The 24475-nt window shown below is 63.7% G+C and carries 22 protein-coding genes; 15 read left to right on the top strand and 7 right to left on the bottom strand.

From position 1 onward, the window contains the following. Positions 1-178 precede the first annotated feature (178 nt). The 3 genes from CQ13_RS06645 (at position 179) to CQ13_RS06635 (ending at position 3939) form a co-directional block, all read left to right on the top strand. On the top strand, positions 179-2227 hold the full coding sequence (locus tag CQ13_RS06645) for an elongation factor G (RefSeq protein ID WP_057842203.1): 2049 nt from the start codon (positions 179-181) through the stop codon (positions 2225-2227). A gap of 117 nt (positions 2228-2344) precedes the next feature. Continuing rightward, positions 2345-3184 (top strand): shikimate dehydrogenase, encoded by an 840-nt coding sequence (locus CQ13_RS06640; protein WP_156433551.1) that lies wholly within the window; start codon positions 2345-2347, stop codon positions 3182-3184. A gap of 155 nt (positions 3185-3339) precedes the next feature. Beyond that, on the top strand, positions 3340-3939 hold the full coding sequence (locus tag CQ13_RS06635; protein WP_245309064.1) for a single stranded DNA-binding domain-containing protein: 600 nt from the start codon (positions 3340-3342) through the stop codon (positions 3937-3939). An 85-nt stretch (positions 3940-4024) separates the two neighbouring features. On the opposite strand, the gene CQ13_RS06630 is transcribed toward CQ13_RS06635, so the two are convergent. Then, positions 4025-5161, bottom strand: coding sequence for an alpha-hydroxy acid oxidase (locus tag CQ13_RS06630; RefSeq protein WP_057842201.1), 1137 nt, complete (start codon positions 5159-5161; stop codon positions 4025-4027). Positions 5162-5266: 105 nt separating this feature from the next. Here CQ13_RS06630 and CQ13_RS06625 point away from each other — a divergent pair, with 105 nt between their 5' ends. The 11 genes from CQ13_RS06625 (at position 5267) to CQ13_RS06575 (ending at position 16977) form a co-directional block, all read left to right on the top strand. Then, on the top strand, positions 5267-5446 hold the full coding sequence (locus tag CQ13_RS06625) for a hypothetical protein (protein ID WP_057842200.1): 180 nt from the start codon (positions 5267-5269) through the stop codon (positions 5444-5446). 209 nt (positions 5447-5655) lie between these two features. Next, a complete protein-coding gene (gene glmM, locus CQ13_RS06620) occupies positions 5656-7002 on the top strand; it encodes a phosphoglucosamine mutase (RefSeq protein ID WP_057842199.1) in 1347 nt (448 codons plus the stop codon). 145 nt (positions 7003-7147) lie between these two features. Next, complete coding sequence (locus CQ13_RS06615) at positions 7148-8407, top strand: MFS transporter (RefSeq protein WP_057842198.1); 1260 nt, start codon at positions 7148-7150, stop codon at positions 8405-8407. Between the two features lie 289 nt (positions 8408-8696). Next, positions 8697-9539 carry an outer membrane protein gene (locus CQ13_RS06610; RefSeq protein WP_082637347.1) on the top strand — a complete coding sequence of 281 codons (843 nt, stop codon included), beginning with the start codon at positions 8697-8699 and terminating at the stop codon, positions 9537-9539. 55 nt (positions 9540-9594) lie between these two features. Further along, on the top strand, positions 9595-10569 hold the full coding sequence (locus CQ13_RS06605) for an outer membrane protein (protein ID WP_347337014.1): 975 nt from the start codon (positions 9595-9597) through the stop codon (positions 10567-10569). Positions 10570-10650: 81 nt separating this feature from the next. Then, positions 10651-11241 (top strand): glutathione S-transferase family protein, encoded by a 591-nt coding sequence (locus tag CQ13_RS06600; protein WP_057842196.1) that lies wholly within the window; start codon positions 10651-10653, stop codon positions 11239-11241. A gap of 17 nt (positions 11242-11258) precedes the next feature. Beyond that, positions 11259-11729, top strand: a complete 471-nt coding sequence (locus tag CQ13_RS06595; RefSeq protein ID WP_057842195.1) for a GNAT family N-acetyltransferase — start codon at positions 11259-11261, stop codon at positions 11727-11729. A 258-nt stretch (positions 11730-11987) separates the two neighbouring features. Then, positions 11988-12203, top strand: coding sequence for a hypothetical protein (locus CQ13_RS06590; RefSeq protein WP_057842194.1), 216 nt, complete (start codon positions 11988-11990; stop codon positions 12201-12203). A gap of 58 nt (positions 12204-12261) precedes the next feature. Next, positions 12262-13434: a phosphoserine transaminase gene (locus CQ13_RS06585; protein WP_057842193.1), complete on the top strand. Its 1173-nt coding sequence runs from the start codon at positions 12262-12264 to the stop codon at positions 13432-13434. 137 nt (positions 13435-13571) lie between these two features. Beyond that, positions 13572-15161: a phosphoglycerate dehydrogenase gene (gene serA, locus CQ13_RS06580; protein WP_057842192.1), complete on the top strand. Its 1590-nt coding sequence runs from the start codon at positions 13572-13574 to the stop codon at positions 15159-15161. Between the two features lie 163 nt (positions 15162-15324). Then, positions 15325-16977: a mucoidy inhibitor MuiA family protein gene (locus CQ13_RS06575; protein WP_057842191.1), complete on the top strand. Its 1653-nt coding sequence runs from the start codon at positions 15325-15327 to the stop codon at positions 16975-16977. A gap of 91 nt (positions 16978-17068) precedes the next feature. Here the strand turns inward: CQ13_RS06575 and CQ13_RS06570 are convergent, their stop codons facing one another. Together CQ13_RS06570 and CQ13_RS06565 are read right to left on the bottom strand one after the other, a co-directional pair. Further along, positions 17069-18307: a DUF763 domain-containing protein gene (locus CQ13_RS06570; protein WP_057842190.1), complete on the bottom strand. Its 1239-nt coding sequence runs from the start codon at positions 18305-18307 to the stop codon at positions 17069-17071. Positions 18308-18363: 56 nt separating this feature from the next. After that, a complete protein-coding gene (locus CQ13_RS06565) occupies positions 18364-18933 on the bottom strand; it encodes an alpha-ketoglutarate-dependent dioxygenase AlkB (RefSeq protein ID WP_057842189.1) in 570 nt (189 codons plus the stop codon). A 299-nt stretch (positions 18934-19232) separates the two neighbouring features. Here CQ13_RS06565 and CQ13_RS06560 point away from each other — a divergent pair, with 299 nt between their 5' ends. Further along, on the top strand, positions 19233-20090 hold the full coding sequence (locus tag CQ13_RS06560; protein WP_245309056.1) for a hypothetical protein: 858 nt from the start codon (positions 19233-19235) through the stop codon (positions 20088-20090). Positions 20091-20172: 82 nt separating this feature from the next. Here CQ13_RS06560 and CQ13_RS06555 read toward each other — a convergent pair whose 3' ends face one another. The 4 genes from CQ13_RS06555 to CQ13_RS06540 all read right to left on the bottom strand — a co-directional run bounded on the left by CQ13_RS06555 (position 20173) and on the right by CQ13_RS06540 (position 24475). Beyond that, positions 20173-21525 (bottom strand): esterase-like activity of phytase family protein, encoded by a 1353-nt coding sequence (locus CQ13_RS06555; RefSeq protein ID WP_057842187.1) that lies wholly within the window; start codon positions 21523-21525, stop codon positions 20173-20175. Positions 21526-21639: 114 nt separating this feature from the next. Continuing rightward, on the bottom strand, positions 21640-22440 hold the full coding sequence (locus CQ13_RS06550) for a heme ABC transporter ATP-binding protein (protein WP_057842186.1): 801 nt from the start codon (positions 22438-22440) through the stop codon (positions 21640-21642). Further along, positions 22437-23528, bottom strand: a complete 1092-nt coding sequence (locus tag CQ13_RS06545; RefSeq protein WP_057842185.1) for a FecCD family ABC transporter permease — start codon at positions 23526-23528, stop codon at positions 22437-22439. Before CQ13_RS06545 ends, CQ13_RS06550 begins: the two co-directional genes overlap by 4 nt. After that, positions 23525-24475 carry a heme/hemin ABC transporter substrate-binding protein gene (locus tag CQ13_RS06540; RefSeq protein ID WP_057842184.1) on the bottom strand — a complete coding sequence of 317 codons (951 nt, stop codon included), beginning with the start codon at positions 24473-24475 and terminating at the stop codon, positions 23525-23527. Before CQ13_RS06540 ends, CQ13_RS06545 begins: the two co-directional genes overlap by 4 nt.

Below are 24475 nucleotides of genomic sequence, written 5' to 3'. Positions count from 1 at the left end.
TTCCCGGAGTGGGGAGGTGGATTTGCTTCGCTTCACTCACAATGACGGCGGGCGGCGCCCCGAACACCCCACCTCGCACCGCAGCGACGTTTTCCCGCTTGCCAAATCGTTGCGACAGGCGGAGCATCACAGGTCGCCGACCCAATCACGGGCCGAGCTCCAAAACAGGGAGGCGGCAATGGGACAAGACGTCAGAAGTCCCCAAGGTCCACGGTGCATTGCGCTGGTGGGCCCTTTCCAGAGCGGTAAAACCACACTTCTAGAAGCGATACTGGCGCGAACGGGCGCCATTAAAAGTGCCGGCAGCGTCGATGCCGGAACTTCCGTCGGCGATGCCAGCCCCGAAGCGCGCCATCACAAGATGGGCGTGGCCTTAAGCGCCGCCACCACCACCTTCATGGGCGACAGTTACACCTTTATCGATTGTCCCGGCTCGGTCGAGTTCGCGCATGACATGCGCGCCGCGTTGCCCGCGGTCGATGCCGCGGTCGTGGTCTGCGAAGCGGACGAGAAGAAGCTGCCGCAACTGCAGATCATCCTGCGCGAGCTGGAAGACCTCGGCATTCCGCGTTTTCTGTTTTTGAACAAGATCGACCGCGCCAACAAGCGCATCCGCGAAACGCTGGCGACCCTGCAGCCGGCCTCGCGCGTGCCGCTGGTGCTGCGGCAGATTCCGATCTGGAACGGCGAATTGATCGAAGGCTTTGTCGACCTCGCACTGGAGCGCGCCTTTGTTTATCGCGAGCACAAGCCTTCGGAAGTGATCGCGCTGCAAGGCGGCGATCTCGACCGCGAGAAGGAAGCGCGCTTCTCGATGCTTGAAAAGCTCGCCGACCACGACGACGCGTTGATGGAGCAGTTGCTGGAGGACATCCAGCCGCCGCGCGATGCGGTGTTCGACGATCTCGCCCGCGAGTTGCGCGAAGGGCTGATCTGCCCGGTGCTGCTGGGCGCCGCGAGCCGCGAAAACGGCGTGCTGCGGCTGATGAAGGCGCTGCGCCATGAATCGCCGGGCGTCGTTGAAACGGCGAAACGCCTCGGCGCATCGTCGCAAAAGGAGGCGCTGGTCTATGTGTTCAAGACGCTGCATCTGCAGCACGGCGGCAAGCTGTCGTTGACGCGGCTGCTCGCCGGTCACCTCGATGACGGCGCGACGCTGCAATCCTCCTCCGGCGAAGCCGGACGGGTGTCCGGCATTCTCGCAGTCAACGGCGCGCACGATACCAAGCGTGCCGCGGCGGAAGCCGGCGAGACGATCGCGCTCGGCAAGCTCGACGCGATCAAGACCGGCGACACGCTGTCCAGCGGCAAGACCGCACCGGCGGCACTGGTGCAGATCGCGCCGACACCGCCGGTGCTGGCGATGTCGCTATCGGCGGCCGACCGCAAGGACGACGTCAAGCTGGGCCAAGCGCTGTTGCGGCTGAACGAGGAGGATCCGTCGCTGACGATGATCCAGAACCAGCGCACCCACGATGTCGTGCTGTGGGGGCAGGGCGAGATGCATCTGCGCGTCGCGCTCGAGCGTCTGCGCGACCGCTTCGGCGTCAACGTCAAATCGCAGCCGCCGGCGATCGGCTATCAGGAGACCATCCGCAAACCGATCACCCAGCGCGGCCGCCACAAGAAGCAATCCGGCGGCCACGGCCAGTTCGGCGACGTGGTGCTGGAAATCAAGCCGATGCCGCGCGGCTCGGGCTTCGAGTTCCGCGAAAAGGTGGTCGGCGGCGCGGTGCCGAAAAATTATATCGGCGCGGTAGAAGAGGGCGTGGTCGACGGCCTCGTCAAGGGTCCGCTCGGTTTTCCCGTCATCGATGTCGAGGTCACGCTCATCGACGGCTCGTATCACAGCGTCGATTCATCCGACCTCGCGTTCCGCACTGCGGCCCGTATCGGCATGACCGAGGCGCTGCCGCAGTGCGCGCCGGTGCTGCTGGAGCCGATCCACATGGTGGAGATCGTCTGCCCCACGGAAGCAACGGCGAAGATCAACGCGATCCTGTCGGCGCGACGCGGCCAGATTCTCGGCTTCGATACCCGCGAGGGATGGCCGGGATGGGACTGCGTCCGCGCCACCATGCCGGAGGCGGAGATCGGCGATCTGATCGTGGAGTTGCGCTCGGCCACCGCCGGCGCCGGCGGGTTCACCCGCCAGTTCGACCGCATGGCCGAGGTCACCGGCCGCGCCGCCGACCAGATCATCGCCGCGCATCGCGTCGCGGCGTAGCTGTGCGGTCGGCCGCCGCAGCTCCGTCTGCGGCGACCGGTGCTTGACTCATTTAAGCGAAAGATAAATTGATAATCGTGGCCGGGTTTATCCCGGCCATTGACGTCTTTGGAGGCTATTGCCGTGCCTAAACCCCCCGCCGCGTGCCTGATCGGATGGCCGGCCGCGCATTCGCGCTCGCCGCTGATCCATCATTACTGGCTGCGCACGCTGGGCATCGAGGGCGGCTATGTCATCGAGGCGGTGCCGCCCGATGAGTTCAAGGATTTCATCTTCCGCCTGTCGCTGCGCGGCTTTGTCGGCGCCAACGTCACCATTCCGCACAAGGAGCGCGCGCTTGCGCTGTCGAAGCCGGATGAGCGCGCCCGCGCGGTCGGCGCCGCCAACACGCTGTGGTTCGCAGACGGCGAATTGTGCTCGACCAATACCGACGTCGAAGGCTTTATCAACAATCTCGACGCCTGTGCCGGCGGCTGGGACAAGTGCGAGGATGCGGTGGTGCTGGGCGCCGGCGGTGCGTCCCGCGCCGTCGTGTTTGGACTGCGCGAGCGCGGCATCAAGCGCATTCATCTCGTCAATCGCACCATGGCGCGCGCGAGCGCGTTGGCGGATCAGTTCGGTGCGAGCGTGTTGCCCGTGGCGTGGGATACGCTCGGCGATCTCCTGCCGAGCGCCGGGCTTCTGGTGAATACCACCTCGCTCGGCATGAAGGGCCAGCCGCCGCTCGAACTCGATGTCGGCCGGCTGCCGTCACGCGCCGTCGTCGCCGATCTCGTTTATGTGCCGCTCGACACGCCGCTGCTGACCGCTGCGCGCGCGCGCGGGCTGAAGACGGCCGACGGGCTCGGCATGCTCTTGCATCAGGCGGTGCGGGGATTCGAATTGTGGTTCGGACGGCGTCCCGAGGTGACGCCGGAGCTTCGTGCGCTCGTCGAAGCCGATCTCACGAATACATGATCGCCGCTGGCGCGCCTAAACCCGATCACGCCTTGATGATCGGTAGGCGGGGCGCCAGCCGTGGAATAGGCATTTCCTCCCGGTGTTGGCGTTGGATTGGGCGCCGATCCAACTTTGGGAGGAACATCATGTCGAAATCTTCTTCATGGCCGCCGATGCTTGCGGTTTCGCTGGGCCTTGTCGCTCTGTTTGCAGCGGAGGTCCTGGCACAGCAGCCACCGACGGTGCGCATTCGCGGCACCATCGAGGCAGTCGATGGGTCCATGCTATCGATCAAGTCGCGCGAAGGCGCCGACATGAAGGTCCGCCTCACCGACGATGTCGCCGTGTTCGGCGTGGCGAAGACCGCGCTGTCGGAGATCAAGGAAGGCTCCTATATCGGCGTCACCGGCATGCCGGAGCCGGACGGCACCCAGAAGGCGGTCGCGGTGCATATCTTCCCGGAGAACCAGCGCGGCGCGGCCGAAGGCTTTCGGCCATGGGATCAGCGACCGAACTCGACCATGACCAACGCCACCGTCGCCCAGACGGTGAAGGGCACCGACGGGCAGAATATTTTGGTCAAATACAAAGACGGCGAAAAGAAAGTCGTGGTGCCGCCGGATACGCCTGTTGTCACCTTCGTCGCCGGCGACAAGTCCGAGCTGAAGCCGGGCGCGAAGATCATCATCTTCGGTGCGGTGAAGAAGGACGACGGCACGCTCGAAGCCAACCGCGTCAATGTCGGCCGCGACGGCATCACACCGCCGATGTGACGCGAAGGGCTCTCTTTCTTCCTTTCTCCCACAAGGGGAGAAGGAAGTAAGGCGGTTGTCCGGGACGACCGGCGAGGAGCTTCCCTCAAACCGCCAGCACGCGATCGTCGATCTCGGCAATCGTATTGACGCCGCACAGCCCCATCGTGGTGAGCATTTCCTTAGCCAGGATGTCGAGCGCCTTGGCGACGCCGGCTTCGCCGCCGGCCCCTAGGCCATAGACATAGGCGCGGCCGATCATGCAGGATTTGGCGCCGAGCGCGAGCGCGCGCACCACGTCCTGGCCGGAGCGGATGCCGCCGTCGAACATGATCTCCATCTTTGAGCCGACGGTATCGACGATTTCCGGCAACACCTCGATCGAGGACGGCGCGCCGTCGAGCTGGCGGCCGCCATGGTTGGAGACCACGATCGCCTGCGCGCCGGTCTTGGCCGCGATTTCGGCGTCCTCGACGTCGAGAATGCCTTTGAGGATCAGCTTGCCCGGCCAGATCGAGCGAATCCAGTCGATGTCCCTCCAGTTCAGCGAGGTATCAAATTGCGACGCGGTCCACTCCGAGAGTTTGGTGAGATCCTCGGTGCCTTTGACGTGGCCGACGATGTTGCCGAAGGTGCGGCGCTTGCCGCGCAGCACGCCCGCGACCCATGACGGCTTGCTCGCGAAATCGAGCAGCTTCGACAGCGACCATTCCGGCGGCACCGTCATGCCGTTCTTGATGTCCTGATGGCGCTGGCCGATCACCTGCAAATCGACGGTCAGCACCAGCGCCGAGCATTTCGCCGCAATCGCGCGCTCGATCAGCGATTTGATGAAGCCGCGGTCCTTCATCACGTAGAGCTGGAACCAGAACGGCTTGTCGACGGCGGCGGCGATATCCTCGATCGAGCAGATCGACATTGTACTCTGGGTGAAGGGAATGCCGGCGGCCTGCGCGGAGCGGCAGGCATGAATTTCGCCGTCGCCATGCTGCATGCCGAGCAGGCCGACCGGCGCCAGGATCAATGGCATCGCGGCCGGCTCGCCGAGGATCGTCGTGGAGAGATCGCGCTTGGAGACGTCGACCAGGATGCGCTGGCGGAACTTGATCTGCTGCAGATCCTCCGAATTGGCCCGCAGCGTGTCCTCGGTGTAGGAGCCGCGGTCGGCGTAGTCGAAAAACGCCTTGGGAACCCTGCGCTTGTGCAACTGGCGCAGATCCTCAATGCAGGTGATATGCTTCATGGACGTCCCGGCCCTTCTTGAACTTCTCCGCTGCGTCGTCATCTAGCATGGTTGGATGGCCAGCCAAATCGCATCTGGCGGCGCCATTCCCGGGAGGACATCCCCATGATCGGACCGCGCAAAGCCGCCCCCGTCGAGACCGGCCCGGCCGATCCCGAGGAAAAGCGCCGGCTCGATGATGCGCTGGAGGAGGGTCTGCAAGAGACCTTTCCGGCATCCGATCCGGTCAATGTCACCCAGCCGGCGCCTTCGAAAGGCGATCAGCACATCAAACGGGGCGGTTGAGCCGGCAGGCCGATGGCTGCTTGTCGTGAATATCCAAATATACCAAATAGTTATATTGCCTTTTGGCCGCCAATGGCCGTAATGATTCATCATATTTTTTGAAGCCATTTTGGCGGGCGAAGGATTATAACCCCCAGCACGCTACAATGGAGGCATTCGGGTTCGTGGTCGCAAGGCCATGAAGAAATCCCGGAATGGCTGGGGGTCACATGAGTCGCAAATATTTCGGTACCGACGGAATTCGGGGCCGCGCCAATGGTCTGATCACGCCGGAGCTCGCGCTCAAGGTGGGCCAGGCGGCCGGCCTGGTGTTTCAGCGTGGCGACCATCGCCACCGCGTCGTGATCGGCAAGGACACGCGGCTCTCCGGCTACATGATCGAATACGCCATGGTGGCCGGATTTACCTCGGTCGGCATGGACGTGCTGCTGCTCGGCCCGATGCCGACGCCGGCGGTCGCGATGCTGACCAAGTCGATGCGCGCCGATCTCGGCGTGATGATTTCAGCGTCGCACAATCTGTTCGAGGACAACGGCATCAAGCTGTTCGGTCCGCAGGGCTTCAAACTGTCCGACGACGTCGAGAAGCAGATCGAGCAACTGCTCGACGAGCCGATCGACCGTCGCTTGGCGCAGAGCGCTAGCCTCGGGCGCGCCCGCCGCATCGACGGCGTCCACGACCGCTATATCGAATTCGCCAAGCGGACGCTACCGCGCGAGCTCTCGCTCGACGGCCTGCGCGTTGTGATCGATTGCGCGCACGGCGCGGCCTACAAGGTGGTGCCGGAAGCACTGTGGGAGCTCGGAGCCGACGTCATCGCGATCGGCGTCGAACCCGACGGCTTTAACATCAACAAGGAGTGCGGCTCGACCTCGCCGGAGGCGCTCGCCAAGAAGGTGCGCGAGATGCGCGCCGATATCGGCATTGCGCTCGATGGCGACGCCGATCGCGTCATCCTGGTCGACGAGCGCGGCCACGTCGTCGATGGCGACCAGTTGCTCGCGGTGATCGCGCAAAGCTGGAAGGAAGACGGCCGTCTTGCCAAGCCCGGCATCGTCGCTACCGTGATGTCGAATCTCGGGCTAGAGCGCTTCCTCGAGGGGCAGGGCCTCGGCATGGTGCGCACGCCGGTCGGCGACCGCTACGTGCTCGAGCAGATGCTGTCGCAGGGCTACAATCTCGGCGGCGAGCCATCGGGCCATATCATCCTCTCCGACTACGCCACGACAGGCGACGGCTTCGTCGCAGCGCTGCAGGTGCTGGCCGTGGTGCAAAAGCTTCGCCGCCCGGTGTCGGAGGTCTGCCACCGCTTCGATCCGCTGCCGCAGATTCTGAAGAACGTACGCTATCGCTCCGGCAAGCCGCTCGACCACGCCGAGGTGAAATCGGCGATCATGGACGGCGAGAATCGCCTCAACGGCCACGGCCGGCTGCTGGTGCGTTCGTCCGGCACCGAGCCTGTGATCCGCGTGATGGGCGAGGGCGACGACCGCCTCCTGGTCGAGGAAGTCGTCGACCAGATCGTCAACGCGCTCGGCCACGCCGCCGCGGCATAAGCACGCTTTATCCAAAGGACGCGCGATTGCTGATCTGCGGTGCGCAGGAGCGCATCGCAGCTATCGGCTATTGCTGCTGGTCGCAACTGGGCGTGCGGCGTAAAAACGCGGCATTGCGTCCACGAATCCTTTTCGGAATGCGCCGTTGAACAAGCCCGTCATCGTAACTGAGGAAACCGCGACCGCGCCGGTGGTCGTGTCGGACGCGGCGCCGGGGCTTGCCGCGAAAGCGGCGGCGGCAGGGCCGGCCTACATCGTGCTTGCCGGCATCAGCTTCTCGCATTTCCTCAACGACACCATGCAGTCGTTGATTGCGTCCGTCTATCCGATCCTGAAGGACGCCTACGCGCTCGACTACGCGCAGATCGGCATGATCACGCTGGCGTTTCAGTTCACCGCGTCGCTGCTGCAGCCCGTCGTCGGGCACTTCACCGACAAGAAGGCGCAGCCGTTCTCGCTTGCGATAGGCATGGGCTTTACGTTCTTCGGCTTGCTATTGCTCAGCGTCGCGCATCTCTATCCGATCATCCTGATCGCGGCGGCGCTGGTCGGACTTGGGTCTGCGGTGTTTCACCCGGAGTCGGCGCGGATCGCGCGGCTGGCTTCCGGCGGGCGCTACGGCTTCGCGCAATCGGTGTTTCAGCTCGGCGGCAGTTTCGGTACGTCGATGGGACCGGTGCTGGCGGCGCTGATCGTGGTGCCGTTCGGCCAGCCCTCGATCGCCTGGTTTTCGTCGATCGCGTTTCTGGCGATCGTAATCCTGTGGCGGATCGGGGTCTGGTACAAGCCGCAGATCACGACGAAGAAAGCGGCGGCGGTGGAACGTCATCCGGACCTGCCGGATTCCCGGCGCGTCAGAATCGCGCTCGCGGTGCTGGTTGCGCTGTTGTTCTCCAAGCAGCTCTACGTGTCGAGCCTGTCGAGCTACTACATCTTCTATCTAATCGAAAAGTTTCAGGTGTCGACGCAGGCAGCCCAGCTCTATCTCTTCCTGTTTCTTGCCGCCAATGCGGTGGGCGCATTTTTCGGCGGGCCGCTCGGCGATCGCTTCGGGCGCAAATACGTCATCTGGTTCTCGATCCTCGGCGCGCTGCCGTTCACGCTGGCGCTGCCCTATGCCGGCCTCTACGCGAGCGCCGTGCTGACGGTGTTCATCGGCCTGATCATTTCGTCAGCGACGTCCTCCATCATCGTGTTCGCGCAGGAGCTGATGCCGCATCGCTTCGGAATGATCTCCGGCGTGTTCTTCGGCGTGGCCTTCGGTATCGGCGGACTGGGCGCGGCGGTGCTCGGCAAGCTTGCCGATCACACCGGCATCGCCTTCGTCTATCACCTCTGCGCATTCCTGCCCGCGCTCGGCCTGCTCGCGGTGTTCCTGCCGAAGATGCCAAAGCACGTGCGCTGACGAGTTACCGCGAGGCGAGGGCGTAGCTCGCCGCATCAACAAAGTCTTAACGGCGCGGCAGCGCGCTGATTCTCGATATATCGTTAGGGTGTATGGCGCTTTCGCTTCATGTGTCGTGTGCAGTGCATCGAGACTCGCGTCGCAAGCGGCGCCGTGAAAAAAGTCAGAGATTATCAACCTTAAAAATTAGGGTTAAGCGCCGTTTAAGCATTTGATGCCATCGTTCGTCCGTGGATTTTGAAGTGGGGCCCCTTTGCAGTTCAGCCTCACCGGACAAAAGGACGAACCCATGCGTAGCGTTAAGTCTTTCATTGCCGCCGGTGCGGCCACTTTGTTGTCCCAGGCGGCGTTTGCTGCCGACATGGCGATTGCGCCCCCTCCGTACGCTCCGGCCCCGGTGGTCGAGGATTTCGGCGGCTGGTATCTGCGCGGCGACATCGGCTTCAGCAATCAGAAAGTGAAGGACGTTCACTATGGCCGTGAATCCGCCTATTCGGAGCTGACATCGTTCGAGCAGCAGTCTGCGTTCGACACTGCAGGCATCTATGGAATCGGTGTCGGGTACCGGCTCAACAACTGGTTCCGTGCTGACGTGACCGGGCAGTATCGTGGCAACGCCAATTTTAAAGCGACCGACCGCTTCACCGGAACTGCCGGCGGCATCGCTTATAGTGGGATCGACAATTACGGTGGCAGCAAGTCCGAGTGGCTGGTGATGGCCAATGCCTATGTCGATCTCGGCACCTGGTGGTGCATTACCCCGTTCATCGGTGCCGGCGTCGGGGGCGCGCGCGTGACGATCTCGAATTTTACGGATACGGGAACGAACAACCTGCCATTCACAACGACGAGTTTCGCGAGCGCGCCGACCGGCTCGAAGTGGAATTTCGCGTGGGCAGCCCACGCTGGTCTTGCCTATAACGTCAATCCGAATCTCGTGCTCGAACTTGCCTACAGTTATGTCAATCTGGGTGAAGGACAAACCGGCATCCTCTCGGACTACACCGGGGTAACCACCAACAATGTTTTCAAGTTCAAGGATATCACCTCGCATGATCTGAAGCTCGGCGTGCGTTGGAATCTGGAATCTCCGCAGGTCTACGCACCGCCGCCGCTGATCCGCAAAGGTTAATCGCGACCTTCACTCGTTAATATTTGCAGACGGCGCGGGAGCTTCCCGCGCCGTTTTGCTTTTGCGCGTGCCGATGCGCACGCGGCGGCTGACGAAAAATATTCGCCCGCTTTTCGGTAAGATTGCGCCAATCGGAAGGCGCGACAACCATTGGTTAAGGTTAACAGGCGATGATCAGCGCAAGTTCAGAGTGGGGCGATGGAGCGTTGCGATGCGTCGTTTTTTATTTGTTGCGGTGATGTGTGGAGCGGTAAGTGGTGCGCAGGCGGCTGATATGCCGTTTCTCCGCGGCAGCTTCACCGACGGACTGAGCGCAAGCAACGTCAACTGGGGCGGCGGCTATATCGGTGGCCACGCTTCTCACGGCGCGGCGGACATGGACTTCACCAATTCCGGCCAGGACTTGCTCGCCAAGCTGATGAACAATCTCGATCTGGAATCGGAGTTCAGCATCTCGAGGTGGCCGGTGCACGGCAAGGCCCATATGCAAAATAGCGGCTTTGGCGGGTTCATCGGGTATAATTGGCAGTGGACCGAAGCCGTCGTCGCCATCGAACTGAACTACACCCATGGCAATTTTTTTGGAGCCAACAGCGGCGCGCAAGCCCGCTCGTTTCAGTATCCGGCCGACTATGTGTCCACCGTTGCGATATCCTCGAGCGCGTCGATGAAAGTCACCGATTACGGCTCGCTGCGGGTGCGCGGCGGATACGCTATCGACAACTTCTTGCCCTATGGATTTGCCGGCATTGCAATGGGGCAGGCGAATATCAACCGCAGGGCCGATTATGCCGCTAACTATCAATATGTCGGCTCGGCCATTCCACCGCTGCCCAACTACTCGGGAGGTGGTAGCCTGACGGACAACGCCAACTCTCATTTCATCACCGGTTTCGCCGGCGGTGTCGGCGTCGATGTGATGCTATACGCGGGCCTTTTCCTTCGCGCCGAGTGGGAGTATCTCCGGTTTACTTCGAGCGTCGATACCACCATCAACACGGTCCGCGCTGGCCTCGGCTACAAATTCTGATCCCGCTACGGCGGCGCCGCTCCGGCGCCGTTGACAGAATTGCCGCCGCCTGTTGCACTATCGCCCTAACGAGGGCGGCGCATGAAGGTCTACGGCGATACCAATTCCGGCAATTGCCTGAAGGTGAAGTGGGTGTGCGACCATCTCGCGCTGCCCTACACCTGGATGGCGCTCGATACGCTCAAGGGCGAGACGCGGACGGCGGAATTTCTCAAGCGCAATGGCGCCGGCCAGGTGCCGACGATCGAACTCGACGACGGTCGCACGCTGGCGCAATCCAACGCCATCATCCGCTATCTCGCCCGCGGTTCTCGTCTCATTCCGCAGGATGCGTTCGCGGAAGCGAAGATGGACGAGTGGCTGTTCTGGGAACAATACAGTCACGAGCCCTACATCGCCGTCTGCCGCTTCCAGATGTTCTACCTGAAGAAGCCGGCATCCGATCTCGACCCTGAAAAGGTCAAGCGCGGCTATGCGGCGCTGACGCGGATGGAGCACCAGCTTGCGCTGACGCCGTTTCTGGTCGGCGAGGCCGTTACGCTCGCCGACGTCTCGCTCCTGGCCTATACACGCGTGGCGCACGAAGGCGGCTTTCATCTCGACGGCTATGCCGCAGTGCGCCGCTGGATCGCCGAGATCGAAAAATTTCTCGGCCTGCCATCGGCGCGCTGACTTCACCGGAAATCGTCATGTCTGCCATCCCTGAGGTCACCATCCGCGCCGCGCGCCGCGAGGACGTCGGCACCATCATCGCCATGCTAGCTGACGATCCGCTCGGCGGTGCGCGTGAGCGGATCGAAGACCCACTGCCGCAATCCTATGTCACGGCATTTGAAAGGCTGCAGCTCGACCCGAACATCCTTCTCGTCGTCGCCGACGACGGCGAAGGCGCCGTGGTCGGTTGCCTGCAGCTATGCATTCTGCCCGGGCTGAGTTCGCAGGGCGCATCGCGTGGCCTGATCGAGGATGTCCGCGTCGCCAGCCACTGCCGCGGCCGCGGCATCGGCGAGCAAATGGTGCAGTGGGCGATTGTGGAGGCGCGCGCGAGGGAATGCAGACTGGTCGAATTGCTGACGCATCACACCCGCGTCGACGCGCAGCGGTTTTACGAGCGGCTCGGCTTTGCGCGCAGCCATGTCGGCATGACCTTGCGATTTTGATCGCTGTGGCGTTTTCGAGCGAAGCCTGTCCCGCACTTGATGCGGGATGGCATCCGGTTCGCGCAAAGAAAACGCGTCAGAATAAAGATCAGCCAACCGCGGTTGAAGCGTGCTTGCGACGAATGCCTGAGGTAGTCGTCGCTGTGCGATCCGGTTAACAACCGATAAACTACGCATGCGTCCGTGATTTTACGGACCCGAACGTCTCCGCTATGCCGGGCTCTCCCATGGGGGCTTTGGGCAGCTTGGGGATTTCCAATGAAAAAATATTCGATTGTCCGGATCGGAAGCGAATATGTCGTGCAGGCCGGGGACATCAGCATTTTGAAGGTCTCGAGCCGGCAAGAGGCCGCCAAACTGGTCACCGATGCCGCCGAACTTCTGCAGCACGAGCCGGCTCCCTGCGTGGACGAGGAGCATCAATCGAGCGTGAAGCGCCCGAAGCTTCTTGACGATCGGGCCCGATTCCCCTAATGACCGCGGCGGGACACCTCCCCCCAACGGGAGGCTTACTATCTGGAAGGATAGATTCATGACCGTAGCGAAGCCCGCTTCGCGGCCGAACGTGCCGCACTTTTCCTCCGGCCCCTGTGCCAAGCGCCCCGGCTGGAATCCCCAAAATCTCAAGGACGCAGCCCTTGGCCGCTCGCACCGCGCGAAGATCGGTAAAGCGAGGCTCAAGCTCGCGATCGAATTGACGCGCGAAGTGCTGGAAGTGCCGGCCGACTACAAGATCGGTATCGTGCCGGCGTCCGACACCGGCGCGGTCGAAATGGCGTTGTGGTCGCTGCTCGGTGCGCGCCCCGTCACCACGATCGCCTGGGAATCCTTCGGCGAGGGCTGGGTCAGCGACATCGTCAAGGAATTGAAGCTCAAGGACGTCACCAAGCTGCACGCCGGCTATGGCGATCTTCCCGATTTGAGCAAAGCCGATCCGGCTTCCGACATCGTCTTCACCTGGAACGGCACGACTTCAGGCGTGCGCGTGCCGAACGCCGACTGGATCAGCGCGGACCGCCAAGGCCTCACGATTTGCGACGCGACGTCGGCTGCGTTTGCGCAAGCACTCGATTTCGCAAAACTCGATGTGGTGACGTTCTCCTGGCAGAAGGCGCTAGGCGGCGAGGCCGCGCACGGCATGCTGATCCTCTCACCGCGCGCGGTGGAGCGCCTCGAGACCTACAAGCCGGCTTGGCCGCTGCCGAAGATTTTCCGCCTCACCAAGGGCGGCAAGCTCAACCAGGGCATCTTCGAGGGCGAGACCATCAACACGCCGTCGATGCTGTGCGTCGAGGACTATCTCGATGCCTTGAACTGGGCGAAATCGATCGGCGGGCTGAAAGCCCTGATCGCGCGCGCCGACGCCAACACCAAGGTGCTGTCGGACTGGAAGGCGAAAACGCCGTGGATCGACTTCCTGGCCAAGGATGCATCGATCCGCTCCAACACTTCGGTGTGCCTGAAGTTCGTCGATCCCGCGATCACCTCACTGACCGCCGACGCGCAGGCCGAGTTCTCCAAGAAGCTGGTTGCGCTGGTGGAGAAGGAAGCCGCCGGTTACGACTTCGCCTATTACCGCGATGCGCCCGCGGGCCTGCGGATCTGGTGCGGAGCCACGGTGGAGGCCTCCGACGTCGCGCTGCTCACGCAGTGGATCGACTGGGCGTTTGCCGAGACCAAGGCCGCGCTGCCAAAGGCGGCTTAGTTCCTGTTTAGCCGTCGTCCCGGCCAAGCGAAGCGCGAGCCGGACCCATAACCACAGCACGGAGTATGGATCCCGGCTCTACGCGCCAAGAGGCGCTTCGGCCGGACGACGATCGATTTCCTGAAGGAAACATTCAGATGACCAAACCCAAAGTTCTCATTTCCGACGCGCTATCTCCCGCCGCCGTCCAGATCTTCAAAGATCGCGGCATCGAGGTCGACTTCCAGCCCAATCTCGGTAAGGACAAGGACAAGCTCGCCGAGATCATCGGCAATTACGACGGCCTGGCGATCCGCTCCGCGACGAAGGCGACCGCGAAGATCATCGACAAGGCCAAGAAGCTCAAGGTGATCGGCCGCGCCGGGATCGGCGTCGACAATGTCGAGATTCCCGCGGCGACCGCCAAGGGCATCATCGTGATGAACACGCCGTTCGGCAACTCGATCACGACCGCCGAACACGCGATCACCTTGATGCTGGCGCTGGCGCGTGAAATTCCGCAGGCCGACGCCTCGACGCAGGCCGGCAAGTGGGAGAAGAACCGCTTCATGGGCGTCGAGATCACCGGCAAGACCTTAGGGGTGGTGGGCTGCGGCAATATCGGCTCGATCGCCGCCGACCGCGCGCTCGGCCTGAAAATGAAGGTCGTCGCGTTCGATCCGTTCCTGTCGCCGGAGCGCGCCAAGGATATCGGCGTCGAGAAGGTCGAGCTCGACGAATTGCTGAGGCGCGCCGACTTCATCACGTTGCACACGCCGCTGACCGAGAAGACCAGGAACATCATCGACGCGGCGGCGCTCGCCAAGATGAAGAAGGGCGTGCGCATTATCAACTGCGCGCGCGGCGGTTTGGTCGACGAGCGGGCGTTGCTCGATGCGCTGAATTCCAAGCATGTCGCCGGCGCCGCCTTCGACGTCTTCGTCGAGGAGCCCGCCACCAAGAACGTGCTGTTCGGCCATCCCAACGTGATCTGCACGCCGCATCTCGGCGCCTCCACCACCGAAGCGCAGGAGAACGTCGCGCTGCAGGTTGCCGAGCAAATGTCGGATTATCTCCTGACCGGCGCGATCTCGAATGCGGTGAACTTCCCATCGATCACGGCGGAGGAAGCGCCGAAGCTGAAGCCGTTCATCGAGCTCGCCGAAAAGCTCGGCTCTTTCGCGGGCCAGCTCACCGAGAGCGGCATCCTGAAAGTCCAGATTACCTATGAGGGACACGTCGCCGAGATGAAGATCAAGGCGATCACCTCGGCGGTGCTGTCGGGCCTGCTGCGCCCGATGCTGGGCGAAGTCAACGTGGTCTCCGCGCCGGTCGTCGCGAAAGAGCGCGGCATGGTGGTCGACGAGATCGTGCGCGCGGCGCAGAGCGATTACGAAAGCCTGATCACGGTGACCGTCACCACCGAACGGCAGGAGCGATCCGTCTCCGGCACCGTCTATCACGACGGCAAGCCGCGGCTGGTCGACATCAAGGGCATCCGGGTCGATGCCGAGTTCGGCAAGTCGATGATCTATGTCACCAACGAGGACAAGCCCGGCTTCATCGGCAGCTTCGCCAGCCTGCTCGGCGACGCCAAGATCAACATCGCCACCTTCCATCTCGGCCGCGTCAAGCAGGGCGGCGACGCCATCGCGCTGGTCGAGATCGACGGCCCGGTGCCGGCCGACGTGCTTGCCAAGGTGCAGGCGCTGCCGCAGGTGAAGCAGGCCAAGGCGCTGGCGTTTTAAAGCGCGCATCCCATTCCTTCCGGGGGGGGGAAGATCCTTCGCCGCGGTGCTGCCGCGGCGAAAATCCCGATCGAACCGATTCCTTCTTCGCTGCGTCTCATGACCGGGAGTGGTGGGCGTTGTTTGTCCGCCGCCATCCGGCGGGCGGTTCAGGAGGGTATCCATGCGATTGATTGCGAACAGCTTTTTGACGACGAGCCTCGTCGTTCTGACGGCGCTTGCCGCCGGTGAGGCGCAGGCCGCCGACATCGCCGCGAGCTCGGCGGTCGATGCTGTCACCGTCTATCCCGACGGCGCCAGCGTAACGCGCCTCGTCACGCTCGATCTGCCGGCCGGTGAAAATTCCGCTCTTCTCAAGGATTTTCCGCTGACGCTCGACCCCACGTCGCTGCGGGTCGAGGGTGAGGCCGGCGCAAAGCTCACGATCGGCGCGATCGACGCCAAGTCGCCGCGCGCGGCGCCGCCGATCAACTTGCCCGAACTCGACAAGCGCATCGAGGCGCTGAAGGACGAGCGCGTCAACCTGCAGGGCGTAATCGATGCGGCGAGAGCGCGGCGCAAATTCGCCGAGCGATTTGCGGATACCGCGCCGGTCGGGATCGGCGAAAAAGGCGAGGCGCGGCCCGTATCTGAATGGCGCGCGGCCTTTGCCGCGGTTGGCGAAGAAGTCGCCAGCACCGACGCCGCGATCCGCGATGCCGAGCGCAAGCAGCGCGACCTCGACCGCGAAATCGCACGCCTCGAACAGGACAAGGCCCAGAAGCCGCCGAACAAGCTGGAGGTGCGGATCGAGCTCGCAGCGGCCGCCGCGAGCAAGGCGACGCTGCGCGTGACCTATGCGGTGCGCAGTGCGCGCTGGACGCCGCTCTATGATGCCCGTCTCGATACCGGCGCGAAAGATCGCAAGCCCGCGCTCGAACTGGTGCGCCGCGCCGAAATCACGCAGGCCACCGGCGAGGACTGGTCGAACGTCGCGCTCAGTGTGTCGACCGTGCGGACCGCGCGCGGCGGCAGCGCGCCCGAGCTCAATCCGCTGATCGTGCAGTACCCGCAACCGCCGCGGCCTCAAGCGTCCGTCAGCGGCGCGATGGATAATAGATTGCGCTCGGCGCCTGCCGCAAAGGTGGCGGAATCCCTCGCCGAACGTGCCGACGAACAGCAGGCCGCGGCCGATGTCAGCGGCTTCCAGGTGGTGTTCAAAATTCCCGGTCGCGTCAGCCTCGGCGCCAGCGAAGGCGCCAAGAGTCTGCGCATTTCCACCGCAACCATCGCCCCCGATCTCGCGGTCCGCGCCGCGCCGGTGAAGGACCCGACCGCATTCCTCGAAGCCAGCTTCAAGCAGAACGAGGACGCGCCGCTATTGCCGGGACGCGTCTCGATCTACCGCGACGGCGTGTTTGTCGGCCGCGGGCAGATGGCCGCCGCGGCCAAGGACGAGACCGTGCGGCTCGGCTTCGGCGCCGACGACAAGATCAAGATCGAACGCGCGGTTCTCAAGCGCAACGAGGGATCGGCTGGCCTGATCGTGACAACCTCAAAGACCGACGAGCGCGCGTTCAAGACCACCGTGCGCAACGGCCATGATTTCCCTATCCGGATCGCGATCGAGGACCAGTTGCCGGTCAGCGAGAACGAGGAAATCCAGGTCGAAATGCTGTCGTCCACGACGCCGCCGACCGCAAGCAACATCCGCGACAGACGCGGCGTGCTGGAGTGGGCATTCGAGGCCAAGCCGGGTGAGCTGAGAGACATCAACTTCGCCTGGCGGATACGCTGGCCCAGGGACAAGGGCGTGGTGATGCTGCCGGCGGGCTGAGGCTGCGGCACACATTTATGGAGCGCGGCCTGGCGCCGCGGCGCGCGACTTTCCCTCTCCCCGTTCTTCACGGGAAAGGGAGAGCCCGTGCTCATTTGCTCTTGCGCGCGCTCAACTCCGCTTCCCATCCGAACACCGAGCGGCCGTCGAGCTCTGGAGAGGCCGCACGCTCTCGTGCGATGAACGCGTCCAGCGACGGCCCCTCCGCAGAGCATTCGAGCCGGCGCGACTGGTCATCGAGGCGCTTCAACGCCTGCATTTCCTCGTCGCGTCCGAGTTTTGCGTTCTGCACCGCGGACTTCAGCACGCGAATGGTCTCGTCGTAGACCTTGAGCGGGACCGGATACGGGTGGCGGTCCTTGCCGCCATGCGCCAGCGAGAAACGCGCCGGGTCGCTGAACCGATACGGCGCACCGTGGACGACTTCGGCAACCATCGCCAGTGAACGCACCGTGCGCAGGCCGACGCCGGGCGTCAGCAGCAATTCCGGAAAATCGACCGGCCCGCGCTCGGCGGCGGCGGCAAGCGTGCCGTGCAGGCGCCGGCTGAAGACATCGCTTGACCTGACGTCATGATGCGCCGGCATCACCAGATGCGGCAGCAAGGCTTGGGCCGGCTCCTTGCGTTCGATAACCGCCAGTTCATTGGCGATGCCATCCGGCCCCAATTCTCTCAGCAATTCAAGCTGCGCCGCGCGCGACCGCCCGGCACGGTGGTCGGTGAGGTTGACGATCTCGCCCTGCTGCGGGCCGTCGATTGCGCTATGCGGTTCGTCGACAAAGCTTTCGAGCTGCTCGGAATGCCAATGGTAACGCCGCGCCTGCCGCTTGTCTCCGTTCATGCCCTGCTGCACGACCGTCCATTTGCCGTCATCGGTAACGAAAAAGCCGTGAAGATAAAGGTCAAAACCGTCCTGGACCGCGGCGCTGTCGACCTTGGCAACGAGGCGGCTGGCGCGAACCAATTGGGGAGCGTCGAAGCCGGTTCGTTCGCCGAGCAAGCGAAGCTCGTCCGGCGTCTTGCGGGAGTGCTGGCCACGGCCGCCGCAGACATGAATCCCAAGCTCACTCTCCAGCGGCTTGAGCCCGCGCTTCAGCGCGCCGATCACGCTGGTGGTGATGCCGGACGAATGCCAGTCCATGCCCATCACAGCGCCGAACGACTGAAACCAGAACGGATGCGATAGCCGCCGCAGGAATTCGTCGCGGCCGTAATGATGCACGATCGCCTGGGTGACGATTGCGCCGAGCGAGGACATGCGTACCCCGAGCCAGGCGGGTACGCGCCCGCCATGCAGGGGTAAGTCGGCGCTGCCGGTACGTCTTGCCATCGCATCCTGCGGTATCTGAATCGGTAGCCAGCTTATCAGACCAAGCAGCCGAGCCGTCAGGTCTTTCGATCAGCCATCGTGCGGAACGTGATCGAATAGCGCTTCGCCTCGACCGGAGGAATGCTGTGTTCCCAGACCTCGCGGGACTCGCCGGACATCATATAGACCGAGCGCGGCGCGGCCTCGAGCATGTAGCGCTGCCATTTTTCGCCCGCCGCCCGGCGAAACCGGAACTTGCAGGACGATCCGAGCGACAGGCCAAAGATCCTGCCGAAATGCGGCTTGTCGCGGTGCCAGCCAATGCCGACGCCGGTATCGTATTCGGTGCAGAGAACCTGCGCGACGTGCGTCGAGGGCCCGCCATACGCTTTGACCTTTTCGATCAGCGGACCGAGCCATACCGGAATCGGCTCGGCCGGCTGCAATCGCTGCAGTGTGTAATCGTAGCGGAACCCGAACGACGCGACGCGGCGCCTGCCTTCAAACGCGCCGAACTGGAATGGCTGCAGCGGCAACGCCGAGACATGGCCAATGAGCTCGCGCTCAAGCTCGCGCGAGATGAATTCGGCCGCGTATTGCAGGCCATCGGGCCGGCCTTCGGGAAATAGTGCGAGCTGTCCGGTCAATCCTTGGTCCCAGTGCTTGGGCGTATGCACTGAATATGGGCAAGCAAGGGCGGCAGGCAAAGTGTCGACGAGCGGACATTGCGTTCATAGCGAGCGAAGGACTTCTGCTGCGCCGCGTCGATTGCATCTTTTTCCTGCCGACGGGAGGAACTTTGCCAATGCCGACCGATTGTCGATGAGAAATGGCGGCGGGGCACATGGAGAAAGCCATGCATGGGCTCATCTATCTCGTCGGTCTCATTGTCGTGATCCTGGCAATTCTGTCCTTCTTCGGCCTTCGCTAACGCATGGAGGGGTCGATGGAAAACGCCTCTCCTGCGGTGCGCAGCGATATCGCGCCGCGTTTCCTGCAATGGTCGCCGATCGTGCTTGGCGCGTTTGCGGCGACCGCGCTTTCTTTCGTGCTGCTGACGTTTGGCGCCACGATCGGTCTCGGCGTTACATCGACCGCGCCGACATGGCGCGATGCGTCCGCAGCGCTCGCGATCCTGTCGGGCATCTACCTCATCCTGCAGGCCATCGTGAGCTTCGGCCTTGGCGGTTATGTCGCCGGCCGCGTTCGCACCGCGACCGCCGCTGCATCCGTGGAGGACACTGAACGGGCAGACGGCGTCCATGGCCTGGGCGTCTGGTCCCTCGCCGTGATCCTGGGAGTGCTGCTCGCCGCCCTGGTGAGCGTGGCCACGATCAGCCGGACGCCGTCGATGCGCAGTTCTGCGCAGGCCAGTACGGCAGAGCCGCTGTTGAGCTATGAGCTGGACCGGCTGTTTCGCGCCGGTCGCCGAGCACCCAATGTCGATCTTAGCGCGGAGCGGGCCGAAGCAGGGCGCATCCTGCTCACCACGTCCAGCCACAGCGGGCTCAGCGCGGACGACCGCACCTATCTAATTCAGCAGGTCGGCGCCCTTACAGGCCTTTCCGCGCCGGATGCGGAGCGGCGCGTCGATAGCGTCGTCGCCAGCGCCAAGACTGCGATTACGCGATCACGGCGCAGCAGCATCATTCTCGCCTTCTCGGTCGCGACCGCGATTTTGCTCGGCGCCGTCGCCACCTGGGCCGCAGCTTGCGCCGGCGGACGGCATCGGGATGGTGCACCGCTGCCGGAGTGGATGTCACGATCTGATGCGATCGGGCGGCGCAAGACGGTGATGCCGTAGCGCTCTTCTCTGCTCCCTCTCCCCGCTTTTCGCGGGGAGAGGGAGTCAAGTCTCCCGCGAAGGGCGGGGAGAGGGAGATGACCTACTTCGCCTTCAAGAACTCCCCCACCTCCAGCAGCACGAACTCGTTGTCGTCAGCCTTGTTGGGATCGCGGCTCGACGAGAACGGCAGATTGTTGTCGTTGCCGACGATGATATGCGTCTCGTCGACGCGCTCGACGTTCTCGATGGTGAAGAACGGAAAGGTCAGCACGCCGTCATTGAGCGGTTTGCGCGCCTTCTTGTCGGGATCCTTGATCTTCATCAGGTCGACATAGGCGATCTTGCGCACCGGCTTGCCGACATTGGCGTCGGAGAGCTCGATCTTGTAGACGCGCTTGAATTTGGCGAGGTCCGCAAAGCAGTTCTCGCCGCGCTGGCCGGCCGGGCAAGCCTTGTCGGCGGTACCTTCGCCATTGTCGCGCTCGATGATCAGGCCGCTCGTCGCATCGATCATGTTGAAATCGCCGATGGCGTTGCCGTTCTGCTCGAACACATAGTGCCAGTAACGGCCGGTGAATTTTTCCGCCGCGACGTCGAATTCGAGGATCCTCGCGGCTTCCTTGCCGTCGACTTTTTCAGCGTCCTTCTTCTCGGCATTCCACAGCGGGCCCTCGAGCAGGCCGTAGAGGAACTTGCCGTCCTTCGAGCCGGCAAAGCCTTCATAACCCTTGGAGCGGCGGAGGTTGACGGTGGTGTAGCTGGCGCCTGGAACTGCAGGCGACTGCACCGACCAGTGATCGGGCGAGCGCACCGGCTTGCCGTCGGCGGTCGTCTCAGATACCGCCAGCACCTTGCCGGTCTTGTCGGCCTTCAGCACGTAGGGCCCGAACTCGTCGCCGATCCAAAAGCTGTCGCCGATGATCTGAAAACCTTCGGTGTCGAAGTCGGCGCCGGTGAGATAGCGCTTGGCGGTGTCTTCATGGAGAATGCGGAACGGCACCTTCTTGTCGGGATCGTGCAGGAAGACGGTTTCCTGTCGCTCGATCTTTCCGCTCGCCCAATCGATCTTGTGCCGGTTGAGATAGAGCATCGAGTCGGCCGAGTTGTAACGCGAACCCATGCCGTTGTCGGTGAGCAGCCAGAACGAGCCGTCCGGCATCACCTTGATGCCGGAATGGCCCTGCAGCGGCTGGCCCTTGAACGGCAGCGAAACGCCGGTCGGGCGTTCGTAGGACTTGCCCATCAAAGTGCCCACGGCGTCGATGCGGCGGCCGGTGGTGTATTTGCCTGATGTCTTGAGATCGTCAGGCGCATCAGCAGGCGCGTCGATAAAGGTCTGCGCCGGCAGCACGGCGTGGCCCTTCAGCGTGGCGGGAAACTCGCCTTCACCTTGAGCGAAGGCGGCGCCAGCCAGAAACATGGATGCGACGGAGCAGAGCAATGACACGCGCATGGCGGATCTCCTGTTGAATAGCGATGCGGTGTGTCTTGCGCAGCAGCTGTTACAGCCGGCTGACAGTTTTGTGAAAGCCGCGTAACGGCGTTGGATAAGGCTGCGGTTTAGGCGTTACTGCACTGCAGCCGGCCGCATGGTCTGCGGCAGCAGGAACGGCACGCCGGCGTCGGTATAGTCGATCTTCACGTCGACCTCAAAGATCCGGCGGATGGTCTCGGCTGTGATCGCATCGCTGCGGCCGCCATCGACGGCGAGCTTACCCCGATGCAACAGCACGATGCGATCGGCGAAGCGCATGGCGAGATTGAGGTCGTGCAGCACGGCGATAACGGCCGTGCCGTTCTGCGCGCGCCGCTTCGCCGTTTCCACCAGGTCGATCTGGTGGCGCATGTCGAGGCTCGAGGTCGGCTCGTCCAGCAGCAAGAGGCCCGGCCCATGCTGCGCCTCGCCGCAGGCGAGCTGCACCAGCACGCGGGCGAAATGCGCACGCTGCTGTTCGCCGCCGGAGAGCGTCGGTAATTGCCGCTGGCTGAAATGCGCCAGATCGACCTCACCGAGCGCCGCATCGACCAGCCGCTGCGCGGCGGCGCGGCCGGCATCACCCGCGCCCATATGGACGATCTCCTCGACCGTGAACGGGAAGGTGACGTTGACATGCTGCGACAGCATCGCGCGGTGGAAAGCGAGAAGGCGCGGCGGATAGCTTTCGATGTCGCGCTGCTTCAGCCTGATCTGGCCGCGCGTCGGGCGGAGATCGCCTGACAGCATCCGTAGCAGCGTCGATTTGCCGGCGCCGTTGGGGCCGACGATCGCGACCATCTCGCCGGGGGCGACGCAAAGATCGATGCCATCGACCAGCGTGGCGCCGCCAACGACCATTGAAACCGACTGCGCTTCGAGAATGGCGGTCATAGCGAAACCAGCCCGCGCTGGCGGAGCAGCATCGCCAGAAAGAACGGCGCACCGATCGCAGCCGTCAGGATTCCGATCGGCATTTCCGCGGGCGCCACGATGGTGCGGGCCAGCGTATCGGCGCCCACCAGCAGCACCGCGCCCAGCAGCATGGAAGCGGGCAGCAGCAACCGGTGCGCCGGCCCGATCACCAGCCGCAACAGATGCGGCACCACGATGCCGATAAAGCCGACGACGCCGCAGACCGAAACCGCCACGCCCGTCATCGCCGACACCAGCACGATCGAAATCCGCTTCAGCCGCTCGACGTCGACGCCGCTATGGAACGCCTCGGCCTCGCCCAGCACCAGCACGTCGAGCCCACGCGCGATCGAGAGGCAGGCGATCGCAGCCAAGCCCAGCACCGGCGCCAGCGTGGCGAGCTTGGGCCAGGTCGCGCCGCTCAGCGAGCCCAATAGCCAGAACGTGATATCGCGCAACTGGCGATCGTCGGCGATGAACACGAGGAGCCCGATGCCGGCATTGGCGATCGCAGCGATGGCAATGCCGGCCAGCAGGAAAATCGCGATCGACGTCCGCCCGGAGCGGCTCGCGATCGAATAAAGAATGACGGTGGTCGCGAGCGAACCGGCGAACGCCGCGATCGGCAGCAACTGATGCTGCATGAAGCGGAAGTTCTGGCCGATCTGGCTGTCGGTGAAGACGATCGCAGCCGCCGCCGCCAGCGCGCCGCCGGAGGAAACGCCGACCAATGCGGGGTCGGCGAGGGGGTTGCGGAACAGCCCCTGCATGATGGCGCCCGATGCCGCGAGCAGCGCTCCGATCATCGCGGCCGCACCGATCCGTGGAATCCGGATCGACCACAGCACGAGCTGGTCGCGCGCGAGGCTTGGACCAGCCGCGGCGTCACCCCACAGGCCGAGCGCGGCCGGCAGCCGCGCCAGCGGAATTCCGGCGGCGCCAACCGTCAGCGCGATCAGCGCTGCACCGGCCAGCGCGGCGAACAGGCAAATGAGGGTCAGTGAGGCCGGAGGGCGCAACGCGTATCCGCTGCGGCGCTTGGCGTTACCCTCGGTCAGAACGGTCATTTCCGGCAGTCGGCGGTGAGTGCCGCAGGCTTGAATTTCTCGGCCTGCGGCGCCAGCGCCGGATAGAGCTTGATCGAGAGATCGCGGGCGGCGGCCGCCGTGCGCGGCCCGAAGCCGAGCAGATAAAGGCCTTCCATCGAGATGAAGGCCTTGTTGGCCGCAACGGGGGTCATCGCGAAGGCCGGATGAAGATACACCGTCTCCGCGACCACCGAATCCTTGCCGCGCTGGATCGAGAGCACGACCTCGGGCTTCGCCGCGACGATCGCCTCGTCATTGATGATCTTGTAGCCTTCATAGCTGTCGATGGCGTTGATGCCGCCGGCAAGCGCGATGATCTCGTTTGCCGCGGTGTTCTTTCCGGCGGCCATCGCCCGGCCGTTCAACAGCGACATCACGAACATCACGCGCACCGGCTTCGTCACCTTGGCGCGTAGCTCGCGCAGTTGCGCCAGATCGTCCGACACGGCCGCGGTCAGGCATTCGGCGCGCTTATCCGCGTCCATGGCGTGGCCGACCAGCCTGATCTTGTCGAGCAGGCCTGCTTCCGAAAAGGTTTCGGGCACCAGCACCAGCGGCACCTTGGCAGCCTCCAGCACGTCGATGGTTTCCTTCGGCCCGGACCCTTGCGCGGCCAGCACCAGGGAGGGATTGAGCCCGAGCACGCCCTCTGCCGAAAGCTGGCGCATGTAGCCGACATCCGGTTTCTCGCGCGCCGCGGCGGGATAGAGGCTGGTCGAATCGACGCCGACGAGGCGATCCTCGAAGCCGAGCGCATAGAGAATTTCCGTGATCGCGCCACCGATCGAGACGATCCGCGCGGGGTCTGCGATCGTGACGTCGCGATCACGGGCATCATGCACCGTAACGGCCGCAGCGAGCGCGACGCCGCCGAGCAGGAAACAGCCCGCGGCGGCCGACACTGCAATCGTGCGACAAACTGTCAT

Origin of the sequence: Bradyrhizobium retamae (genome assembly GCF_001440415.1) — a bacterium.
Classification (GTDB): Bacteria; Pseudomonadota; Alphaproteobacteria; order Rhizobiales; family Xanthobacteraceae; genus Bradyrhizobium; species Bradyrhizobium retamae.
The sequence above is the reverse complement of the archived record's forward strand: the minus strand, read 5'-3'. Positions and strand labels throughout refer to the sequence as shown.